Annotated in this window: 21 protein-coding genes; 1 reads left to right on the plus strand and 20 read right to left on the minus strand. The window is 39.2% G+C overall.

Going from position 1 to position 18,271, the window contains the following annotated elements:
- Positions 1-19: 19 nt before the first annotated feature.
- From mgsA to QH639_RS02330, 3 genes are read right to left on the minus strand one after another with little or no spacing between them, the layout of a single operon-like run.
- Positions 20-424: a methylglyoxal synthase gene (gene mgsA / locus QH639_RS02320; protein ID WP_131519675.1), complete on the minus strand. Its 405-nt coding sequence runs from the start codon at positions 422-424 to the stop codon at positions 20-22.
- Positions 425-443: 19 nt separating this feature from the next.
- Positions 444-1,241, minus strand: a complete 798-nt coding sequence (dapB, locus tag QH639_RS02325) for a 4-hydroxy-tetrahydrodipicolinate reductase (protein ID WP_281116176.1) — start codon at positions 1,239-1,241, stop codon at positions 444-446.
- On the minus strand, positions 1,241-1,576 hold the full coding sequence (locus QH639_RS02330; protein ID WP_054550714.1) for a nucleotide pyrophosphohydrolase: 336 nt from the start codon (positions 1,574-1,576) through the stop codon (positions 1,241-1,243). The genes dapB and QH639_RS02330 overlap by 1 nt, the downstream gene beginning before the upstream one ends.
- A gap of 115 nt (positions 1,577-1,691) precedes the next feature.
- Here QH639_RS02330 and QH639_RS02335 point away from each other — a divergent pair, with 115 nt between their 5' ends.
- The gene (locus QH639_RS02335) at positions 1,692-2,561 is read left to right on the plus strand and encodes a YitT family protein (RefSeq protein WP_004232676.1); all 870 of its coding nucleotides are present in this window, start codon (positions 1,692-1,694) and stop codon (positions 2,559-2,561) included.
- A 56-nt stretch (positions 2,562-2,617) separates the two neighbouring features.
- Here QH639_RS02335 and QH639_RS02340 read toward each other — a convergent pair whose 3' ends face one another.
- From QH639_RS02340 to QH639_RS02420, 17 genes are all read right to left on the minus strand, one after another.
- Positions 2,618-3,292, minus strand: a complete 675-nt coding sequence (locus tag QH639_RS02340) for a zinc metallopeptidase (protein ID WP_036077718.1) — start codon at positions 3,290-3,292, stop codon at positions 2,618-2,620.
- A gap of 61 nt (positions 3,293-3,353) precedes the next feature.
- Positions 3,354-3,950, minus strand: coding sequence for a lipoprotein heptaprenylglyceryl N-acetyltransferase LhaT (gene lhaT, locus QH639_RS02345; RefSeq protein ID WP_131519672.1), 597 nt, complete (start codon positions 3,948-3,950; stop codon positions 3,354-3,356).
- 263 nt (positions 3,951-4,213) lie between these two features.
- Positions 4,214-4,981 carry a menaquinol-cytochrome c reductase cytochrome b/c subunit gene (locus tag QH639_RS02350; RefSeq protein ID WP_004232669.1) on the minus strand — a complete coding sequence of 256 codons (768 nt, stop codon included), beginning with the start codon at positions 4,979-4,981 and terminating at the stop codon, positions 4,214-4,216.
- A gap of 41 nt (positions 4,982-5,022) precedes the next feature.
- Positions 5,023-5,697, minus strand: a complete 675-nt coding sequence (gene qcrB, locus QH639_RS02355) for a menaquinol-cytochrome c reductase cytochrome b subunit (RefSeq protein ID WP_004232663.1) — start codon at positions 5,695-5,697, stop codon at positions 5,023-5,025.
- Between the two features lie 19 nt (positions 5,698-5,716).
- Positions 5,717-6,223, minus strand: a complete 507-nt coding sequence (locus tag QH639_RS02360) for a QcrA and Rieske domain-containing protein (protein WP_004232660.1) — start codon at positions 6,221-6,223, stop codon at positions 5,717-5,719.
- 154 nt (positions 6,224-6,377) lie between these two features.
- The gene (locus QH639_RS02365; protein ID WP_048389840.1) at positions 6,378-6,827 is read right to left on the minus strand and encodes a DUF2487 family protein; all 450 of its coding nucleotides are present in this window, start codon (positions 6,825-6,827) and stop codon (positions 6,378-6,380) included.
- Between the two features lie 141 nt (positions 6,828-6,968).
- Complete coding sequence (locus QH639_RS02370; RefSeq protein WP_048389838.1) at positions 6,969-7,526, minus strand: ReoY family proteolytic degradation factor; 558 nt, start codon at positions 7,524-7,526, stop codon at positions 6,969-6,971.
- Positions 7,527-7,540: 14 nt separating this feature from the next.
- Positions 7,541-8,809: a tetratricopeptide repeat protein gene (locus QH639_RS02375; protein WP_004232654.1), complete on the minus strand. Its 1,269-nt coding sequence runs from the start codon at positions 8,807-8,809 to the stop codon at positions 7,541-7,543.
- 96 nt (positions 8,810-8,905) lie between these two features.
- Positions 8,906-10,192 carry a 3-phosphoshikimate 1-carboxyvinyltransferase gene (aroA, locus tag QH639_RS02380; protein ID WP_131519670.1) on the minus strand — a complete coding sequence of 429 codons (1,287 nt, stop codon included), beginning with the start codon at positions 10,190-10,192 and terminating at the stop codon, positions 8,906-8,908.
- Positions 10,193-10,251: 59 nt separating this feature from the next.
- Entirely contained in the window at positions 10,252-11,349 is a 1,098-nt protein-coding gene (locus tag QH639_RS02385; protein WP_131519669.1) for a prephenate dehydrogenase, read from the minus strand.
- Entirely contained in the window at positions 11,346-12,446 is a 1,101-nt protein-coding gene (gene hisC, locus QH639_RS02390; protein WP_281115614.1) for a histidinol-phosphate transaminase, read from the minus strand. Before hisC ends, QH639_RS02385 begins: the two co-directional genes overlap by 4 nt.
- Positions 12,447-12,464: 18 nt before the next feature.
- Positions 12,465-12,833 (minus strand): chorismate mutase, encoded by a 369-nt coding sequence (gene aroH / locus QH639_RS02395; protein ID WP_004232646.1) that lies wholly within the window; start codon positions 12,831-12,833, stop codon positions 12,465-12,467.
- Entirely contained in the window at positions 12,830-13,921 is a 1,092-nt protein-coding gene (gene aroB, locus QH639_RS02400) for a 3-dehydroquinate synthase (RefSeq protein WP_016994409.1), read from the minus strand. Before aroB ends, aroH begins: the two co-directional genes overlap by 4 nt.
- A 3-nt stretch (positions 13,922-13,924) precedes the next feature.
- Positions 13,925-15,106 (minus strand): chorismate synthase, encoded by a 1,182-nt coding sequence (gene aroC, locus QH639_RS02405; protein ID WP_281115615.1) that lies wholly within the window; start codon positions 15,104-15,106, stop codon positions 13,925-13,927.
- Positions 15,107-15,387: 281 nt separating this feature from the next.
- Positions 15,388-16,161 carry a CheR family methyltransferase gene (locus tag QH639_RS02410; protein ID WP_036077697.1) on the minus strand — a complete coding sequence of 258 codons (774 nt, stop codon included), beginning with the start codon at positions 16,159-16,161 and terminating at the stop codon, positions 15,388-15,390.
- Between the two features lie 84 nt (positions 16,162-16,245).
- Positions 16,246-16,476 carry a hypothetical protein gene (locus tag QH639_RS02415; protein WP_281115616.1) on the minus strand — a complete coding sequence of 77 codons (231 nt, stop codon included), beginning with the start codon at positions 16,474-16,476 and terminating at the stop codon, positions 16,246-16,248.
- A gap of 125 nt (positions 16,477-16,601) precedes the next feature.
- Positions 16,602-18,227 carry a long-chain fatty acid--CoA ligase gene (locus tag QH639_RS02420; RefSeq protein ID WP_131519663.1) on the minus strand — a complete coding sequence of 542 codons (1,626 nt, stop codon included), beginning with the start codon at positions 18,225-18,227 and terminating at the stop codon, positions 16,602-16,604.
- Positions 18,228-18,271: the final 44 nt, after the last annotated feature.

Consider the following 18,271-nt stretch of genomic DNA (forward strand, 5'->3'; position numbering starts at 1 on the left):
TTCTGAATCACGTCTTTTGTTAATTGCGTCTTTCTTGTATCAGTCTCCAATCCACAAAGCCTTCCTGTAGGCCTTTTAGTAATATTTCTGCTGTTCCCATATTTGTTGCCAGTGGCACTTGGTAAACATCACAAAGACGGATTAGTGCAGAAACATCTGGCTCATGTGGTTGTGCTGTTAAAGGATCACGGAAAAATATCACCATGTCCATATCATTATTGGCAATCATTGCGCCAATTTGTTGATCGCCACCAAGTGGCCCTGAACGAAAACGTGTAACTTCCAAACCAGTAGCTTCGATGACACGTTGTCCTGTTGTGCCTGTAGCATATAGTGTGTGTTCTTTTAAAATATTTTGGTAAGCAATAGCAAACTGTACTAAATTATCTTTTTTACGATCATGTGCAATCAATGCGATTTTCATATAGCTTCCATCCCAATCTTTAGATGATGTTTTCTAAACCATAAACAAGCTGATCCATTTTCATAACCTCTTCTATGCAAAATGCAACACCCGACATAAAAGAATTACGGTTTAATGAATCATGGCGAATCGTTAGTAGCTGCCCATCCCCTCCAAATAATACTTGCTGGTGTGCCACTAAACCAGGTAAACGTACGGAGTGAATGCGCATACCGTCAAAATCTCCACCTCTTGCACCTTTAATGGTTTCTTGCTCTTCTAGATGTCCTTGTGCCTTTGACGTACGGACCTCTTGTATTAACTGTGCCGTTTTCACCGCTGTCCCAGATGGTGCATCAAGCTTCTGATCATGGTGCATTTCTATAATCTCTACATCTGGTAAGTATTTGGCTGCTTCTTTTGCAAACTTCATCATTAGGATAGCACCAATCGCAAAGTTTGGTGCAATAATGCAACCTAACTCTTTTTCTTTGGCCATGGCTGATAATTCCTCTAGTTGTGCATCTGTAAATCCTGTTGTACCAATTACAGGTCGTACATTTAAATTCAGTGCTTCCTTTGTATGTTTGTAGACTGCATGTGGATTAGTTAAATCCACTAATACATCTGGTGCAGTTGCTTCTACAAGATCATGCATTTCTGTAAATATAGGCACTGTATAGCTTGCTGGAAACATATCTAAATCTGCTAAAGTTTTTCCTACTTCCTTATAATCTAGTACAGCTACTAATTCCATTTTGTCATGTTTCATGACCGTATGTACAGCCTCAGCTCCCATTTTTCCTCTTGCTCCCGCAATTGCTACACGAATCGACATCATTCTTCATCCTTTCTAGTCCAGCGATCCTTATCTCTAGTTTCAAATTTATGTATGACGCGTAAAAGTGCTTCATCTAGTTTAATACCTTGGGCATTTGCAAAACAGACTAGTACAAAGAAAAAGTCTCCTAATTCCTCTTCAATACTGTTTATATCCTCTGTACTCTTTTTCTTTTTCTGTCCATAGACATCCTGAACTTCGCGTGAAAGTTCGCCTAATTCTTCTGTTAGACGTGCAAGTAATTCAAATGGTGGAAAATAGCCTTCTTTAAATTGTCCTATATAATCATCGACACGCTGTTGTAAAGCTTGCATTGTTAGTTGATCTGCCATAAAAATCACACTCCTATTTACCATCGTATAAAATTTACACCATTGTTGTCAAAACCAATAAAATGTCAGATAATAGATAACACTACTTCATTTGTTTGGAACTACAGGAGGTCAAATGCTAAAACAGATTAAAATACGTAATATTATCGCGATTATGCTCGGAGCAGCAGTTTTTAGCTTCGGCTTTGTTCACTTCAACATCCAAAATCAACTGGGTGAAGGTGGACTAAGTGGGATTACACTCATACTATATTTTACATTAGGATGGGACCCCGCCTTAATGAACCTGTTATTAAATATTCCCATGTTTATCATAGGTTATCGATTACTTGGAAAAAAATCATTTGTCTATACGCTTGTCGGCACTTTATCCGTATCTCTTTTTCTAAAGATTTTCCAAAAATATCAATTTACCATCCATTTAGAGGATGACATGTTGCTTGTAGCACTTTTTGCTGGTGTCTTTGTTGGATTGGGACTTGGGATTGTCTTTCGTTTCGGTGGCACTACAGGTGGTGTCGATATTTTGGCACGACTAGGGCATAAATATTTTGGCTGGAGTATGGGGAAAACCATGTTTGTCTTCGATGCCATCGTCATCATTCTTTCTTGGCTGACGTTCTTGGATGCTCGTTCGATGATGTATACATTAGTAGCCGTATTTGTTGGAGCCCGTGTCATTGACTTTGTACAAGAAGGTGCTTATGCGGCTCGTGGTGCGCTTATCATATCAGAAAAGTCTGGAGCCATTGCTGAAACAATCGCTCTTCGAATGGAGCGTGGTATCACCATTTTAGAAGGACATGGTCATTTTACGAAACAACCTAAAGAGGTGATTTATTGTGTAATTGGCCGCAATGAAGTTGTACGGTTAAAATCTATTGTGCATGAAGTTGATCCGCACGCATTTGTTTCCATCATTGAAGTACGAGATGTGGCAGGAGAAGGCTTCACACTAGACGATCAAAAGCAACCCCTTCATTAAGCATACGAAGATAAAAAACTTGCTATAGTGGTGTACCACTATAACAAGTTTTTTTCTTAGTCGTCGCTACGCATATTGGTAAAAATTAAAATTAAACGCAATAACTCTAGTACAGCTACCGCTGCCGCTGCTACATATGTTAATGCTGCAGCACTTAATACTTTTCGTGCTGGGCGTTCTTCTTCATTTGTAATAATGCCAAGTGAATTCATTTGAACTAATGCTCGCTTTGAGGCATCAAACTCCACCGGAAGTGTCACTAATTGGAAAACAACACCTGCTGCTAATAATATGATACCTAATAGCAAGAAATTCGTACTACTCGCAAAAATACCAATCATGACAAAAATCCAAGACGCATTTGAAGAAATATTTGCCACTGGGACTAGCTTACTACGTAATGTAAGCATGGAATAAGCTTCTTTATGTTGGATGGCGTGACCTACCTCATGGGCAGCAACCGCAGCACCTGCAACACTTGCTTCATAAAAGTTACTTTCTGATAAAGCCACAGTTTTGGTTGCCGGATTATAATGATCAGACAACACACCTTGTGTTGGCACAACTCGTACATCATATAAGCCGTTTGCATCTAAAATCGCACGCGCTACCTCTGCACCAGTTTGCCCCTTCATTGTACGTTGCTTTGCAAATTTATTATACGTACCCTTTACCTTCATTTGAGCATAAAGTGGAAGCAGCATAATAATCACAAAATAAACAATATACATGCTCGTTGACAATTTTTCTAACCCCTTTCTACCTCGATACTATAATTCTATAATTTATACCCTAATTCGGCAAATATTTGCGCCACCTAATTGAGAAAATGGCAAGTAAAATACATGCAATTGATAACCAGAATGTAAAGTAACCAATATAGTTTGTGTAATTGGCTAAATCTCGATACATAGGCATTTGCCCAAATACATAGTCAATGACATCATTATGCAATGTCCAAACAGCAGCTATTACAACATGCCAATAAGTGAAGACATATTTCTTCATATATAGTACAGCTTGTACGGCCATGGCAAAATGTGAACCAACTAACATCCACCCCTGCCAGCCAATAGAACCTGTTTCAATTAATGTCCAAATATTCATCACATCTGCCCATAAGCCATATTTCACCAACGTAACAAGGGCAAGTACTTCCATCAGTGGCCAGCTTTTCCCCATAATCCAAGCTATTAACACAAAACAAAAGAATAAACTGGCTGTCGGGCTATCTGGAACAAAAATATAAAAAATAGGCTCTGTGATAGCAAGCTGCCACCCATACCAATAATAGCCATAAATTGTACCTAGTAGATTAACAATTAGTAGCGCAATCAAGAATGATTTATGGGTCAGAAGGTACCAAATATTTGCTCTTGTTAGTTGCATGATGTTAACTCCTTCCGATAAAAACAATCCATTATTTATGTATGGTCTGAAATTCTAGAGTTTTACTCTACCTTTCAATTGTATCTCACCATCAATATGTGTTATTTTATTGTTTTAATTCGCTTACTTGTTTCAGGAATACATGTTTTTTCGACATCTTTCGCTAAAAATCCTTTATACAAGGGAACCTTTTTGTATGGCTTCCAGTCCCAATAGTATAACAAGGTAGAAAAAAAAGAGCCAGTTTCCTGACTCTTTTACTACTACTCTGCTTTTAAGCTTTCGATGAATTCAGCAAGTTTTTGAAGATCTTCATCTGAACCTGTCCATAATCCTGGTGGCATGTTACCGCGACCATTATGAGCAATGTCCTTAATCTCATCAGCTGTTAAACCTGTGTTCATTAGAGACGGCGCACCTGCTCCACCTTCTAAGCCTTCACCGTGACATGTAATACATGCAGAACCAGCGTATAGTTTATAACCTTCCGATTCTTTATCGAATTCAACTGTTTCTACGATTGCACCCATAGCTTTTTGAGCTTCCCAGTCATGGTTAACAACTGACTCCCAAGTTAGGTAGAACATAGCAGCTAAAGTTAATAACATAAACGCTGTTGGCAATGGACGTTTAGATGGACGACGTTCTGGACCCTTGTCTAAAAATGGCATTAATAATAGCGCTCCAAATGCAAGACCTGGAATTACAATAGCTCCGATTACATTGTATGGACCAGAAGCAAATGAGTATTTTAAAAGTTGATACATAAATAAGAAGTACCAGTCCGGTAGTGGTGTATATGCTCTAGTTGGATCTGCCGGCCCTTCAAGTGGTGACGGGTGAGCGACAGTTAATAATAAGTATCCAATTAAAAATACAGCACCTACCATCCATTCCTTCAGTAAGAAGTTCGGCCAGAAAGCTTCCGTCTTACCTGGATATTCGGAATAATCCTTTGGAACATTCGGCATTCTGTGATTCGCTTTAATACGAGAATCGCCGACAAATTTCATTCCTTTTCCGCGATGCATAGTGTCCCCTCCTTTTAAAGATCATCGAACCGTCAAGACAATTACAACGGTCCTGAAATTCCTTGACGACGAATCATGATAAAGTGCGCTGCAAGTAACCCAAACAATACTGCAGGTAAGAAGAATACATGAATCGCAAAGAATCGAGTTAACGTTTGAGCACCAAGAATCGTTGTGTCACCCGCTAATAATACTTTAATCATCCCACCGATAAACGGTACAGATGCTGCAATTTCGATACCTACTTTAGTAGCGAATAATGCTTTCATATCCCATGGTAATAAGTATCCTGTAAATCCAAGACCCATCATTACACCAAAAATACCTACACCAACCATCCAGTTTAACTCACGAGGTTTTTTATAAGAACCTGTGAAGAATACACGAAGTGTATGTAAGAACATCATTACGATAACTAATGAAGCTCCCCAGTGGTGCATACCGCGTACGATTTCACCAAATGCTACTTCGTTTTGTAAATAATAAACTGATTTCCAGGCATTCACAACGTCTGGTACATAGTACATTGTTAAGAACATACCAGATAGAATTTGAATTACTGTGATGAAGAATGTTAATCCACCAAAGCAGTAAACGAATGCTGAAAAATGATGTGCAGGGTTAACGTGCTCTGGCACTTCGTGGTCGGCAATATCACGCCAAATCGGTGTAATATCTAGGCGTTCATCGACCCAATCATAAATTTTATTTAGCACTGTTGTCGTACCCCCTTACTTATTTAACTAGAGAATTTGCTTTAGCTGGACCAATCATTAAATAGCCATCTTGTTCTTGTACTTCAAATTCATCCAACGGACCTAGAGGCGGTGTACCTGCAATGTTTTTCCCGTTTTTCTCATAACGTCCTGCGTGGCATGGACAGAAGAATTGACCTGGGTGTGCAGAATCTCCATTCCAGTCAACCATACATCCTAAATGCTTACAAACAGGTGAAAGGGCAATGATTTGATCGCCACTTTTATAAACCCAAGCTACATCTGTAACCTGTGATTTATACCATGCATCCACTTGTTCATATGAAAAGTCCACTTTTACAGGCTCTTCAGTCAAGTCAGCGATTTTATGCTCTGTTTTTACAAAATCCCCACCCTCATGCTTTTGTAGCACAGGATCAATTGCAAAGCGAAGCATTGGCATTAGCATACCTGCCGCCATAAATCCACCTACACCAGTAAGAGTATAACTTAGAAATTGACGACGTGAAACTCGATTATTACTCATTATTTTCCCCCCTCTAACTTAAAGGTCAGTCCAACGGACATACTTTTACAAATAGTAATACTAGGACATATATATGATATATCAAGTCCATAGCTTGGTCAATATAGCATTCTGTGGAAAGCTGGAGAATGTGAACATTTATTGAAACTAATTGTTAAATCTGTGCCCATTTAGTCGAAAGCATTGGAATCACTTGTCGCAATTGATCTTCTAGAATGGATTTTTTCACACTGGCATCCATACTTTCTAAAGGAATCGCTGGTAACCAAATCATATTGACTATCTCTCCACTCTTTGTCCAATAATGGTCACAAGTAATGAAGAACACATGCTTAAATCCAGCATTATGTAATTGTGCTTCTAATTGCTGTGGTAAATCATCGTTTTTTAAAGTTGTCATATAAGAAAATGGTGGCATGACTAGTAGTCGACCTTTAAACTGCTGCTCTATAAAAGAAGTTAAAGACATGACAAAATCTACCTCGGCACCACTTTGTTTCATTTTTTCAGAAGAGAGATCAATGGATACAAGTGGAACAACCGCGGTATCAATAAAATCTTTTTGTGCCATAAACGATGTTACATCGTTTGCATTAAAATACATTCAACAAACCTCCTTTTATCGCAAAATAAAAATGTCCTTTTCCACTCTTCAATAGGATACCCAATTAAAAGTGAAAACAATCATTCACTAGTAATGTTACCATATTGAAATGGATAAAGGACATTCAATTTTTACCTATAATTAACGTAAATTAGCCGTTTCCTTCAATGCTTGTAACAAATTAGACAATTCATAAAATCGCACTTCATCTCCCTGGTCGAGGGCTTCATCAATTTGTGCAAGTAATTTCTCTTCTTGGAATACGAGTAAGCTATTGGAAAGCAGCTCTTCTGCCAGTACACGATCTTTTTCACTGACGAGCAGTGTTTCTGGCATATAAGGGTTTTCTTCAAGAACTGCTAAGTATTGTGCACTTGGTGGTATATTAGGAAAATTCAATTGTATATACATATCTTCTTGTTCATGTAAGCGTAAATCATGGAAAGACTTCTCAGCATCTGCCGTCATCACATTGCCTTTATAGAAACGAAAAGGCACACCTGTTGAGTCTACTGTTGACATCACCATTGCCCTAGGACAATAGTGAGCTTCTTCCACAAAACGGATTCTTTTTAACAAGTCATCATTACTTAATAGGTAATTTAAAATCCATACACACTCACGACGTTTCAATTGATAATTTTTTAAAAACCATCGAACAAATGCTTTTTTATCAACAACTGATACAGAAGCAGTCATACCCACTCCCTCCTTTACTCAAATTCTAAGGTTTCTAACTTCTCCTGCCACTCTGGTTCACCCGGTTGAATGTTGATTAATTGTCCAAGAACCTCTTTTGCCTCTGAACGCTTTCCTTCTTCTAATAAGAAGTAAACATATTTTTCTAAAAATGTTGCGTCTTCCTTAAAATCATTATATGCCAAACGGTAAAATTCGTATGCACGGTCGTACAATTCTAAATTTTCATATGCCTCTGCCGCAAAAGGATATAAAGTGCTCCATTCAAAATCATTTTGCTGTAATGTCTCAAATAACTCGATTACATCCTCATGGCGCTCCTGTTGTCCAAACACTGAAATAAGTGCTAGTACCGCTTCCATATATTCAGGATCGAGCGCTATAGCTTCTCTCAGATGTTGCTCAGCTTCTTCTGGCAAACCATTTTTCAATGCCATTTTACCAGCGAATAAATAAAGCGATTTATCATATTCATCACGCTTTAACCCCTCTTGAATGGCAGCATAGGCTTTTTGATTATCCTCTGTCATTGCATAGCTTTCCGCAAGCAATAAATAGGCTGAGAAGTAATCAGGATCTAATTCTTTCAATTCCTCTAGTTGTTTAATAGCCATCTCGTATTTTTGTGACTGGAAGGCTGAATAAGCAGCTCCAAATAAAATATCAGGCTTTACTTCATCTTCAAGGGCTTTGACATAATAATCGAATGCCGTCTCATAGGCTGCACCTGCACGATAAACCTCCGCTAGTCGTTCAACAAGTTGAATACCAGCAAATTCATTTTGCTGCTCATATAAGTCCTCATACAGTCTTGCTGCCTCTAAAAAACGACCTGTTTCAAATAAAAGTTCTGCTTTCGCAAAATGTAATAATGGCTCGTCTGGTAAAATCGCTAATGCTTCATTTATACGCTTTTCTGCAACCTCAAATAACCCTTGCATTTGATAATAATCAGCTAATACCAATAATGCCTGTGGATATTCTGGTGAGGTTTCTTCAATTTCTAATAATAAATCTAATGCTTCATCTTCATTACCAAGCTCCATTAGGACATTGGCACGATCTATTTTTAACTGTGCTTCTTCTGGGAATAAAAATTGTAAATGCTCCAGCACACGGTCAGCTTCCTTCATGTACCCATACTGCATAAAAATCTCAGCAAGTGCATAGATCTCCTCGGGTAGCTCCTTCATTAAAAATGATTCTAGTAGCTGATCTATTAATGCTAAATCCCCTTGTTCAAGTGCTTGCATCATTTCAGTCATCGCATTGTTCACAGTCATTCACCTATTCTTTCGTTGATACCTTTATGCTACAAAACATTTACCTCTGAAACAAGAAAAAACTCCCCAAAAGCTTGGAGAGCCTCTCTTTAATTGTTACTTCACTGCCTCAATATGCTCAAAGAACGATGGGTAGGATACAGCAATGCATTGTGCATCATCTAGTGTAACAGCTCCGTCTGTTAGTAAAGCTGCAACAGCTCCCATCATGCCGATACGATGATCGCCATAGGTTTGAAGGTTTGCTCCTTTTAAAGGCGTTGGTCCCTCAATAATCATACCATCTTCTGTTGCTTCAATCTGGGCACCAAGTTTCTTCAATTCAGTCACAACAGCCGTGATACGGTCAGTCTCCTTCACCTTTAGCTCCTCGGCATCTTTAATGATCGTTTGACCATGTGCTTGCGTAGCGAGTAATGCAAGAATTGGAATTTCGTCAATTAAACGAGGAATAATATCTCCTTCAATTATTGTACCAGTTAAAGAAGATGTGGCGATTTGGATTGTTGCTGTTGGTTCAGCTTGATTATCATCATTTGGTGTTAGTGTCATCGTGGCACCCATTTTTTGCAGCACCTCAATAATGCCATCACGTGTTGGATTAATACCCACATTATTTAGTGTTAGCTGACTATTTTTGCAAATGGCTCCTGCCACTAAGAAAAAGGCAGCCGATGATATATCTCCTGGCACAGAAACATGCGTCCCATTGAGAGCTTGTCCTCCTTCTATCGATACTACGCCATTATCTACTTCTACATGTGCACCAAATTGACGCAGCATTCGCTCTGTATGATCTCTCGAAACATCCATTTCTCTAACAATAGTTGTTCCTTCAGCACGCAAGCCCGCTAGTAAAATAGCAGATTTCACCTGTGCACTTGCTACAGGCATCTTGTAATCAATGGCTTGTAATTTTGTACCTTGAATGGCTAGCGGTGTATATTGCCCGTCTGCACGCCCTGTAATTTGTGCACCCATCTGACGCAGTGGATCTATAACACGTCGCATTGGTCGCTTTCCGATGGATGCATCACCAGTCATGACTGAATGAACATTAGAACCAGCTAAAATGCCTAGCATTAAGCGTGTTGTAGTACCAGAGTTACCCGTATACAACACTTCTGTCGGCTCCAGCCAACCATTGATTCCTGGACTATGAATGGTTACATTTGTTCCTTCCACCTCAATTTGAACGCCAAGTTTCTGGAAGCAATCGATTGTGCTTAAACAATCTTCACCTAATAAAAAGCCCTCTACTGTCGTTGTCCCACTAGCAATGGCCCCAAACATCACGGAGCGATGAGATACAGATTTATCGCCTGGAATGGTTAAAGCGCCCTGTAAAGAAGGTTTGTTGTATTGCAATACTTTTTCACTCATGAACTTTATTCCCTCCAATATGAAGATAGAAAGCGCCGAAATACCGACGCTTTCTTATGCTAAGAAATATACGTTTCGAAATTTGCTCGTTTTTGAATACATGCTGCAGCACGTTCGCGATCATTTTCACTTTGGAAGCTAATGACTAGAATACCGAAAACATCTTCTCGTGATTCGACGATGCGTAGATTCGTAATACTAATTGCTTCATCTGCTAAAAAGCCTGTCACTTCTGAAATAACACCTGGATAGTCAGGAACATCAACATATAAGTCGAAGGGTGTATACATAGCCCCTGCACTAATCGGTAATTCATCTCTCAGTTCTTTGGCAACAGCAAAATAGTTTTCAATATCCTGTGAGGAACCATCTGTCAGCAGTTCCTTAATGCGTGTCATTTCTTTTTCCCAGCCATCTAATTGCGTGAGTAGCTCCTCGCGATTTTGCAGCGTAATATCTCGCCATAAAATGGGATTCGAAGAGGCGATTCGTGTCACATCACGGAAACCTCCTGCTGCAAGAGAACGTGTCATTGGGTACTCGCCATTCTCTCCACCTAATTGATGGACAAGTGAGGCAGCAATAACATGTGGGAAATGACTCACCACAGCAGTCATGTGATCATGTTCACTGGCAGATACACTGACTACTTTTGCATGTGTAAATTTTAGCAAACTTTCAAGCTGTGCCATATGAATAATTTCTTCTCCAGCAAGCGGTGTAAGCATGTAATATGCATTTTCAAAAAGATGCGCCTTTGCAGCCAGCACACCACTTTTATGAGACCCCGCCATTGGATGTCCACCAATAAACGTTATGCCAAGTTCTCGTAATTCGCTGGCTTTTTGCATAATTAATTTTTTTGTACTCCCTGTATCTGTTACAATGACTTTATTTTTCAATGGCCATGATTTTAATTGCTCCATCCAATCCAGTGTTGCATTAACGGGCGTCCCGAAGATAATAACATCAACATCAGCCGCAACAGCCAGTGGATCTGCGACAATCTCATGCACAATATTTAATGTTTTCGCATGCTCGCGTGTTTGAGCGTCCATGTCATAGCCAATAATTTTTGTTTCCGGTGCTTTTTGCAAAGCAAGGGCAATAGAACCTCCGATCAATCCTAGCCCTATCACGAGTACTTTGCGTGTCATGCAAATACCCCTTGTTGTTTTAACACTTCATCAAGTTGGCTAAGCAATGCTGCATTTTGAGCCTCTGTTCCAATTGTCACACGGATAAATCCTGGTAAGCCTAATGCATTACCACTGCGCACGATAAAGCCTCTTTTCATCAGCTCTTGGAAAACAACATCACTATCAGCATGGGTATCAAAGAAAATAAAGTTTGTATCAGATGGGAAGTATTTTAAATTATGCTTGTCACAAAATTCTACATATTGTTTTTTGCCTTTTTCATTGGCTTCACGGCAGGCTTCAATATAATCTTGGTCACTAAGCGCAATGGCAGCAACAGCTTGACTTAAGATTGTATTATTGAATGGTGCACGCACAGGATCAAGCTTAGCAATAACATCAGGTTGACCAATAGCATAGCCAACGCGGAACGAAGCTAAGCCATATGCTTTAGAGAATGTACGCAATAAAAGAACATTCGCATATTCATCAATGATTGGTAACGTATCCTTGTGGTCTGGATGTGTAACATATTCAATGTATGCCTCATCGAGCACGACAAGGACATCGCTTGGAACCTTTGCAAGAAAGGCACGCAATGCAGCATCAGGAATGACAACTCCTGTAGGATTATTGGGACTACATACCCAAACAATAGAAGTTTGGTCATCAATTGCAGCCAACATTGCCTCTAGATTATGTGCTCCATCTTGACAAGGCACTTTACGTACTTCAGCACCTTCAATTTCAGCATTGTGCCAGTATTGAGAGAAGGAAGGGTCGGCCATAACCGTGTTTACCCCTGGATACAACAGAGCACGAGTAATAATAGCAATGATGTCATCAGAGCCGTTACCAAAAAGAAGCTGTGTCTCTTTCACACCTAGATGATTTGCCACAGCAGTACGTAGGTTTTGTGCATAGCCATCTGGATAAAGTGCATGATTCACTGCATTATTTTGTAAATAAGCTGTTACCTTAGGTGAGCACCCGAATGGATTTTCATTCGATGCCAATTTAATAACTTCCTTTAAGCCATATTCACGTTGCACTTCTTCAATTGGTTTACCTGGCTTATATGCTTGCATACCGTCCAATTGTTGTTTCCACTTCATCTAAAACATCTCCTCTACTTATTTAGCCTGAGCCAAATCTGGTCTTAATTTCACTGCATCATTGAGATACAAGTGCTTTACATCTTTTTGGGCTACCTCTACGTTTGCATGTATTAATACACGAATACATAATGGTAATGCTTCTGGCACATCCATTTCATGTGTACACATAACAGGGACATACTGCCAGCCATCCATCAAGCGTACTGCACGAGCAGGAAATGCTGAGGTAATATCTGGCGTTGTTGAAATGAGGATCGATGCGATATCATCAATGTCCACATTATTTGCTGCCACAACCTCACGCACTAATCTTGCTGTCTCATCCCATACAAGCTCTGGCTTGTCAGATTCAATTGTTATTGCTCCTCTAAGTCCACGAATCATACAAGCACCTCCGCTAATAACTGTCTATATTCAGCATCTATTTCTTGACATTCTTCTAAATCAATAGCTTTGACAAAAGGTTTTCCTATTTTTTCCAAAAGAACAAATTGCAAAATGCCATATTCCGCTTTTTTATCTTTCATTAGGTAGCTAGATAATTGTTCAAATGAATAATCACTCACAGCCTTAAAAGGATAGCCGTTTTTTATCGCAAACTGTAAAAAGGATTGGGTGAACGTTCGATCAATTTCTCCATATCGTTCACTCAATAGAAGACAATAGACGAGTCCAATCATAACCGCCTCACCATGAGCCACTTTGCCATAACCCGCAGCTGCCTCAATGGCATGTCCATATGTATGGCCTAGGTTTAAAAACTTTCGAACGGATTGCTCTGTTTCATCCTCAGCAACAATTTGTGCTTTCACTTCAATTCCTTTTTTTAGTTGCTTTGCTAGTTCATTTTGATTAAAATGGATCACCGAATCTCCTGTCATTAATTCCTCCAGCCAGTTCGGGTCAGAAATCATGGCATGCTTAATTAACTCTGCTGTTCCTGAACGTACCTCACGCTCTGATAAACTTTCTAAAAGAGCTGTATCATATATCACACCCTCTGGCTGATAAAATGCACCAATCATATTTTTTCCTAGTGGATGATTAATGGCCGTTTTTCCACCGACTGCCGAATCATGCGCTAGAATAGTTGTTGGAATTTGAATAAACGGAATCCCACGCATATAGGTTGCCGCAACAAAACCTGTTAAATCACCAACTGCTCCTCCTCCAAAAGCAAAAATGAAGGATTTTCGGGAGCATTTTTGCTCTAATAGAAATGTTTGAGCAGCGTTGTATTGATCAAAGGTTTTGCACGCTTCTCCACCTGGCAAAATAAAGACCTCAAAGTGGTACGGGAAATTTGCTTTGAAGTACTCTCCCTGTGCTGCCCAAACATTGACATCTGTAAACACAAAGAGCTTATCCGCTTTTTGAAGTTTATCAGCAAATGCCTCCACAGCTTCAGTTAGAAATTGATGCCCAAGAACAACTTCATATTGATGCGATTTTGTTGCTACTGGTACACGCATAACTTAGAACCCCTTTGTATATTGACGATGCTCGTCAATTTGAGCTTGTAATTGTGGTAGTTGATCACTATGGAATTGCTCTAAAATTGCATTCGCTATTTCCCAGGCAATAACATGTTCTGCAACTACAGACGCTGCTGGTATTGCACAGCTATCAGAGCGCTCAACACTCGCTTTAAACGGCTCTTTTGTTTCAATATCTACACTTTGTAATGGTTTATATAAAGTAGGAATTGGCTTCATCACACCACGTACAACAATTGGCATACCTGTTGACATACCGCCTTCTAAACCACCAAGTCGATTGGTTGCACGAGTATAACCTTCTTCTTCAGACCAGATGATTTCATCGTGTACTTCAGAACCTTTTCGACGTGCCATTTCAAAGCCAAGTCCAAACTCTACTCCTTTAAATGCATTAATAGATAGCATAGCAGCAGCAAGCTTTGCATCCAGCTTACGATCATAATGTACATAAGAACCTACACCTGCTGGCATGCCTTCTACAATGACTTCTACAACACCACCGATCGAATCGCCGGCCTTTTTCGCTTCATCAATTGCCTCAACCATTTTCGCAGAGGCGATTGGATCTACACAGTAGCAAGCATCCGCTTCGACAATTGCACGAATTTCTTCTGTTGTTTTTCCTTCTATTAAAGAAGTATCGGCTTTAATTCCCACTATCTCTGTAACATGCGCAACAATGGAAATGCCTAGTTCATTAAGTAACGCCTTTGCCACAGATCCAACTGCTACTCGTACAGTTGTTTCACGCGCAGAGGAGCGCTCTAATACATTCCTTAAATCACGGTGACCATATTTCATGCCTCCAACTAAATCTGCATGACCTGGACGAGGACGTGAGATTTGACGCTTGATATCTTCAGGATTGATATCATCAGCTAATGGCTCTGCTCCCATAATTTTAGTCCAGTGCTTCCAGTCATCATTTGTGACAACGAGTGCAACAGGAGATCCAAGTGTCTGACCATGACGAACACCAGCTACAATCTCCACTGTATCTGTTTCGATTTGCATGCGGCGCCCACGTCCATGACCTCCTTGGCGACGTTTTAAATCGTGATTAATTTTTTCTGCTGTAATGGGTAAGAGTGACGGTAAACCCTCAATAATTGTCGTTAATTGGGGTCCATGAGACTCACCTGCTGTTAAGTAACGCATAAACACTTTCTCCCTTCAACTCGCTAAAGTATGTATTTTTCACTATAACATATATTCTTTAAAAAAACAGTCCTTTTACGAATGTCTTTTAAGTAGTTACCATTTTCATAGGTCTAAATGTGAATATTCTGAATGAAAGTTATAAAAAACACCTAGCTAAATTTTATAAAAAATACGCCTTTGCTTATGATAAGCGAAAAGCGTATGAATTATCTATGTTTAATGCTTGGTCAACTTTATGTACAATTGTATCTTTTGTACAAAGCTTTTCATCCATATTATTAATTATTTTTACGATAGAAGAACGTGTCTTCTACATCAAATTCATAACGAGCTGGATTAAAAATTTGCTCTGTCGATCCAACAAATAAAACGCCATCCTTGCGCAATGCTTTACTAAAATTATTATAAATTTGATCTTTCGCTTCCTCTGTAAAATAAATCATGACATTGCGGCAAACAATTAAATCATAATTGCTGTCATAAGCATCATTCAATAAATTATGTTTCTTAAAGGTTACACAACGCTTAATCTCATCCTTCACGCGATAGAAGGAGCCTTCTTGTTCAAAATACTTTGCTTTAATATCACTTGGGACTTCGGCTAAAGAGCGTTCAGGGTAGACACCTAACTTCGCCTTTTGTATCACATTCTCATCTAAATCAGTGGCAATAATTTGAATTTGAGATAAAGGCACCAATTGAGATAATACCATTACTAAAGAATATGGTTCTTCTCCTGTCGAACAAGCCGCACTCCAAATTTTTAAACGCTTATTAGTTTGTAAAAGTTTCGGAAATATTTTCTTTTGTAATACTTCCCAGCGCTTTCCATTGCGATAAAATTCAGAAACATTGATCGTCATACGATCTAAGAATTCATTCATTAAATCACGATCTTGTTCGAGTGCCTTTAGAAAGTCTACAAAATTACGATAGCCCTTTTTCTCATAAAGAGAGGTTAATCGTCTTTTCATTTGCGCTTCTTTATATAACGCTAAATCTATTCCTGTTTTGCGCTTAATACCTTCTATAAACTGTTCATAATCAGACATATGGTCATCTTCCCCTCTAGCGTCGTATTACCATTATAGCGGAAAAGTCCCAATCCTGAAATAGTCTTTCTCATGTATGCAAATCTACTTTCTTACGTTTTGTTTTTCCTCTAAAAGTAATATTTTCGACTGTTCTAATTCAAGTCTCATTTTTTCTGTTTCAATCGTATAAGTTTCTAACCTAATCTTTTCTAATTCTACTTCTTTTTCAACAGCCTTCAGTTTTATTTTTTGTTGTCTAGTACGAGCGTCTGTAAAAATTCCAGCTAGAGAAATAATGACGCCCCCAATTATCGCTACAATGGCAATTGACAATCCGTTCACTTCCTTTCGTTATTTTGATTATACGGTAAAATGGAAAAAATAGTTTCATTTTTCAGGAATTTATTCCAATAAAAAATGAAGGTAGTTTTTCACCACCCTCATTCTATCCATTATCGTTAGACTTGTATGCGATACTCTTTTAAATCTTCTCGTAATTTAGCCTTCAAGAATTTACCTACAGACGTTTTTGGTACCTCGTCAATGAAGACAATATCATCAGGAACCCATGATTTATGGAATTGGTGCTGTAGACTCTCTAGTAACTCTTCTTTTGTAATCGTACCCTTAAACTCTGGCTTTGCTACGACACAAGCTAATGGTCGCTCCAACCACTTTTCATGTGGAATGGCAATAACAGCCGCCTCAAAGACCTTTGGATGGGACATTAATGCATTTTCAAGCTCTACTGAAGAAATCCATTCGCCACCACTCTTAATTAAATCCTTTGTACGGTCGGTAATTTTAATATAGCCATCTGTTGTCATCACAGCAATATCGCCTGTATAGAGCCAGCCGTCTTTAAAGGCCTCTTCCGTTCGTTCATCCTGATAATACTCATTAGCAATCCAAGGTCCTCTAATCGTAAGCTCTCCCATCGTTTTGCCATCCCAAGGCACTTCACCATTTTCATTGACAATCCTTGTATCAATAAGTGGCATCGTCATACCTTGTGTAATCCGAACATTCATTTTTTCATCAGCCGTGTAGTCCTGCATATGTGTTAAATACGTGGATAGGCTTACAAGAGGTGAGGTTTCCGTCATACCGTAACCTGTCATGTACGGGATATTAAGTTCTTGCTCAAAGCCTCGGACAAGACCAATTGGTGAAGCAGAACCTCCACAAACAATTAATCGCATAGACGATAGGTCACGAGGATTTTGACGCTGCTCCTGTAGAACGCCCAGCCATATAGTCGGTACACCTGCTGTCAATGTAACTTTATATACATCAAATAATTCTAGCAATAGCTGTGGTGTAAACATAGGTCCCGGTAAGACCTGTGTAGAACCAAATGCTACACTGGCAAATGGTAATCCCCATGCATTCGCATGGAACATTGGGACAACAGGTAACACCACATCCGACTCACAAATTGCAATACTGTCAGCGAGACCAGCTGTTAAACTATGAAGTACAATACTGCGATGTGTATAGACTACTCCCTTTGGCATGCCCGTCGTTGCACTTGTATAGCACATGCCTGCAGGTGTATTTTCATCTAAATCTTCTGGAAATGTGAAATGTTCATCTGCCTCCGCAAGTAGCGATTCATAGGAAAGAGCATTTGGAATCGGTAAAGTTTCTACTGCAACAGCATCACCCATAATGATATAATGCTTTACCGTTTTCAGCTGAGAGACGATAGGTGCAATTAGTGGCACCAGATTATCATCTATTAATAATATTTCATCCTCGGCATGATTGATGACATAGGCAATATGCTCAGGGGATAATCGAATATTAATCATATGCAATACTGCTCCTGCACATGGTACAGCAAAATAGGCTTCCAAATGGCGATGGTGATTCCAAGCAAATGTGCCCACCTTCATTCCTCGATCCATCCCTAGTTTCGTCAAAGCATCGGCTAATCGGCGAGTCCGTTTGACATATTCTTTATACGTAAATTCGTGAATAGTAGTGGCACTTGTTCGAGAATAGATTTTCTTTGAGTGAAAAAATCGTTCTGCACGATTCAAAAAACTTGTTAATAATAAAGGTGTATCCATCATATGCATGATACCGCTTCCCTTCATCTACGATTTTAGAAACAATCAAAACA

Origin of the sequence: Lysinibacillus sp. 1 U-2021, assembly GCF_029916965.1 — a bacterium.
Lineage (GTDB): Bacteria > Bacillota > Bacilli > Bacillales_A > Planococcaceae > Lysinibacillus > Lysinibacillus capsici.

What these genes read in the sequence shown, in the direction of transcription:
- QH639_RS02350 (WP_004232669.1), bottom strand. Translation starts at nt 4,981, where the DNA reads ATGCATCGCGGAAAAGGAATGAAATTTGTCGGCGATTCTCGTATTAAA.
- QH639_RS02410 (WP_036077697.1), bottom strand. Translation starts at nt 16,161, where the DNA reads ATGTCTGATTATGAACAGTTTATAGAAGGTATTAAGCGCAAAACAGGA.
- aroH (WP_004232646.1), bottom strand. Translation starts at nt 12,833, where the DNA reads ATGATTCGTGGACTTAGAGGAGCAATAACAATTGAATCTGACAAGCCA.
- QH639_RS02335 (WP_004232676.1), top strand. Translation starts at nt 1,692, where the DNA reads ATGCTAAAACAGATTAAAATACGTAATATTATCGCGATTATGCTCGGA.
- QH639_RS02330 (WP_054550714.1), bottom strand. Translation starts at nt 1,576, where the DNA reads ATGGCAGATCAACTAACAATGCAAGCTTTACAACAGCGTGTCGATGAT.
- hisC (WP_281115614.1), bottom strand. Translation starts at nt 12,446, where the DNA reads ATGAAGTGGAAACAACAATTGGACGGTATGCAAGCATATAAGCCAGGT.
- QH639_RS02385 (WP_131519669.1), bottom strand. Translation starts at nt 11,349, where the DNA reads ATGACACGCAAAGTACTCGTGATAGGGCTAGGATTGATCGGAGGTTCT.
- lhaT (WP_131519672.1), bottom strand. Translation starts at nt 3,950, where the DNA reads ATGCAACTAACAAGAGCAAATATTTGGTACCTTCTGACCCATAAATCA.
- aroB (WP_016994409.1), bottom strand. Translation starts at nt 13,921, where the DNA reads ATGCGTGTACCAGTAGCAACAAAATCGCATCAATATGAAGTTGTTCTT.
- QH639_RS02420 (WP_131519663.1), bottom strand. Translation starts at nt 18,227, where the DNA reads ATGCATATGATGGATACACCTTTATTATTAACAAGTTTTTTGAATCGT.
- QH639_RS02365 (WP_048389840.1), bottom strand. Translation starts at nt 6,827, where the DNA reads ATGTATTTTAATGCAAACGATGTAACATCGTTTATGGCACAAAAAGAT.
- QH639_RS02370 (WP_048389838.1), bottom strand. Translation starts at nt 7,526, where the DNA reads ATGACTGCTTCTGTATCAGTTGTTGATAAAAAAGCATTTGTTCGATGG.
- QH639_RS02360 (WP_004232660.1), bottom strand. Translation starts at nt 6,223, where the DNA reads ATGAGTAATAATCGAGTTTCACGTCGTCAATTTCTAAGTTATACTCTT.
- mgsA (WP_131519675.1), bottom strand. Translation starts at nt 424, where the DNA reads ATGAAAATCGCATTGATTGCACATGATCGTAAAAAAGATAATTTAGTA.
- QH639_RS02375 (WP_004232654.1), bottom strand. Translation starts at nt 8,809, where the DNA reads ATGACTGTGAACAATGCGATGACTGAAATGATGCAAGCACTTGAACAA.
- aroA (WP_131519670.1), bottom strand. Translation starts at nt 10,192, where the DNA reads ATGAGTGAAAAAGTATTGCAATACAACAAACCTTCTTTACAGGGCGCT.
- dapB (WP_281116176.1), bottom strand. Translation starts at nt 1,241, where the DNA reads ATGTCGATTCGTGTAGCAATTGCGGGAGCAAGAGGAAAAATGGGAGCT.
- aroC (WP_281115615.1), bottom strand. Translation starts at nt 15,106, where the DNA reads ATGCGTTACTTAACAGCAGGTGAGTCTCATGGACCCCAATTAACGACA.
- QH639_RS02340 (WP_036077718.1), bottom strand. Translation starts at nt 3,292, where the DNA reads ATGTATATTGTTTATTTTGTGATTATTATGCTGCTTCCACTTTATGCT.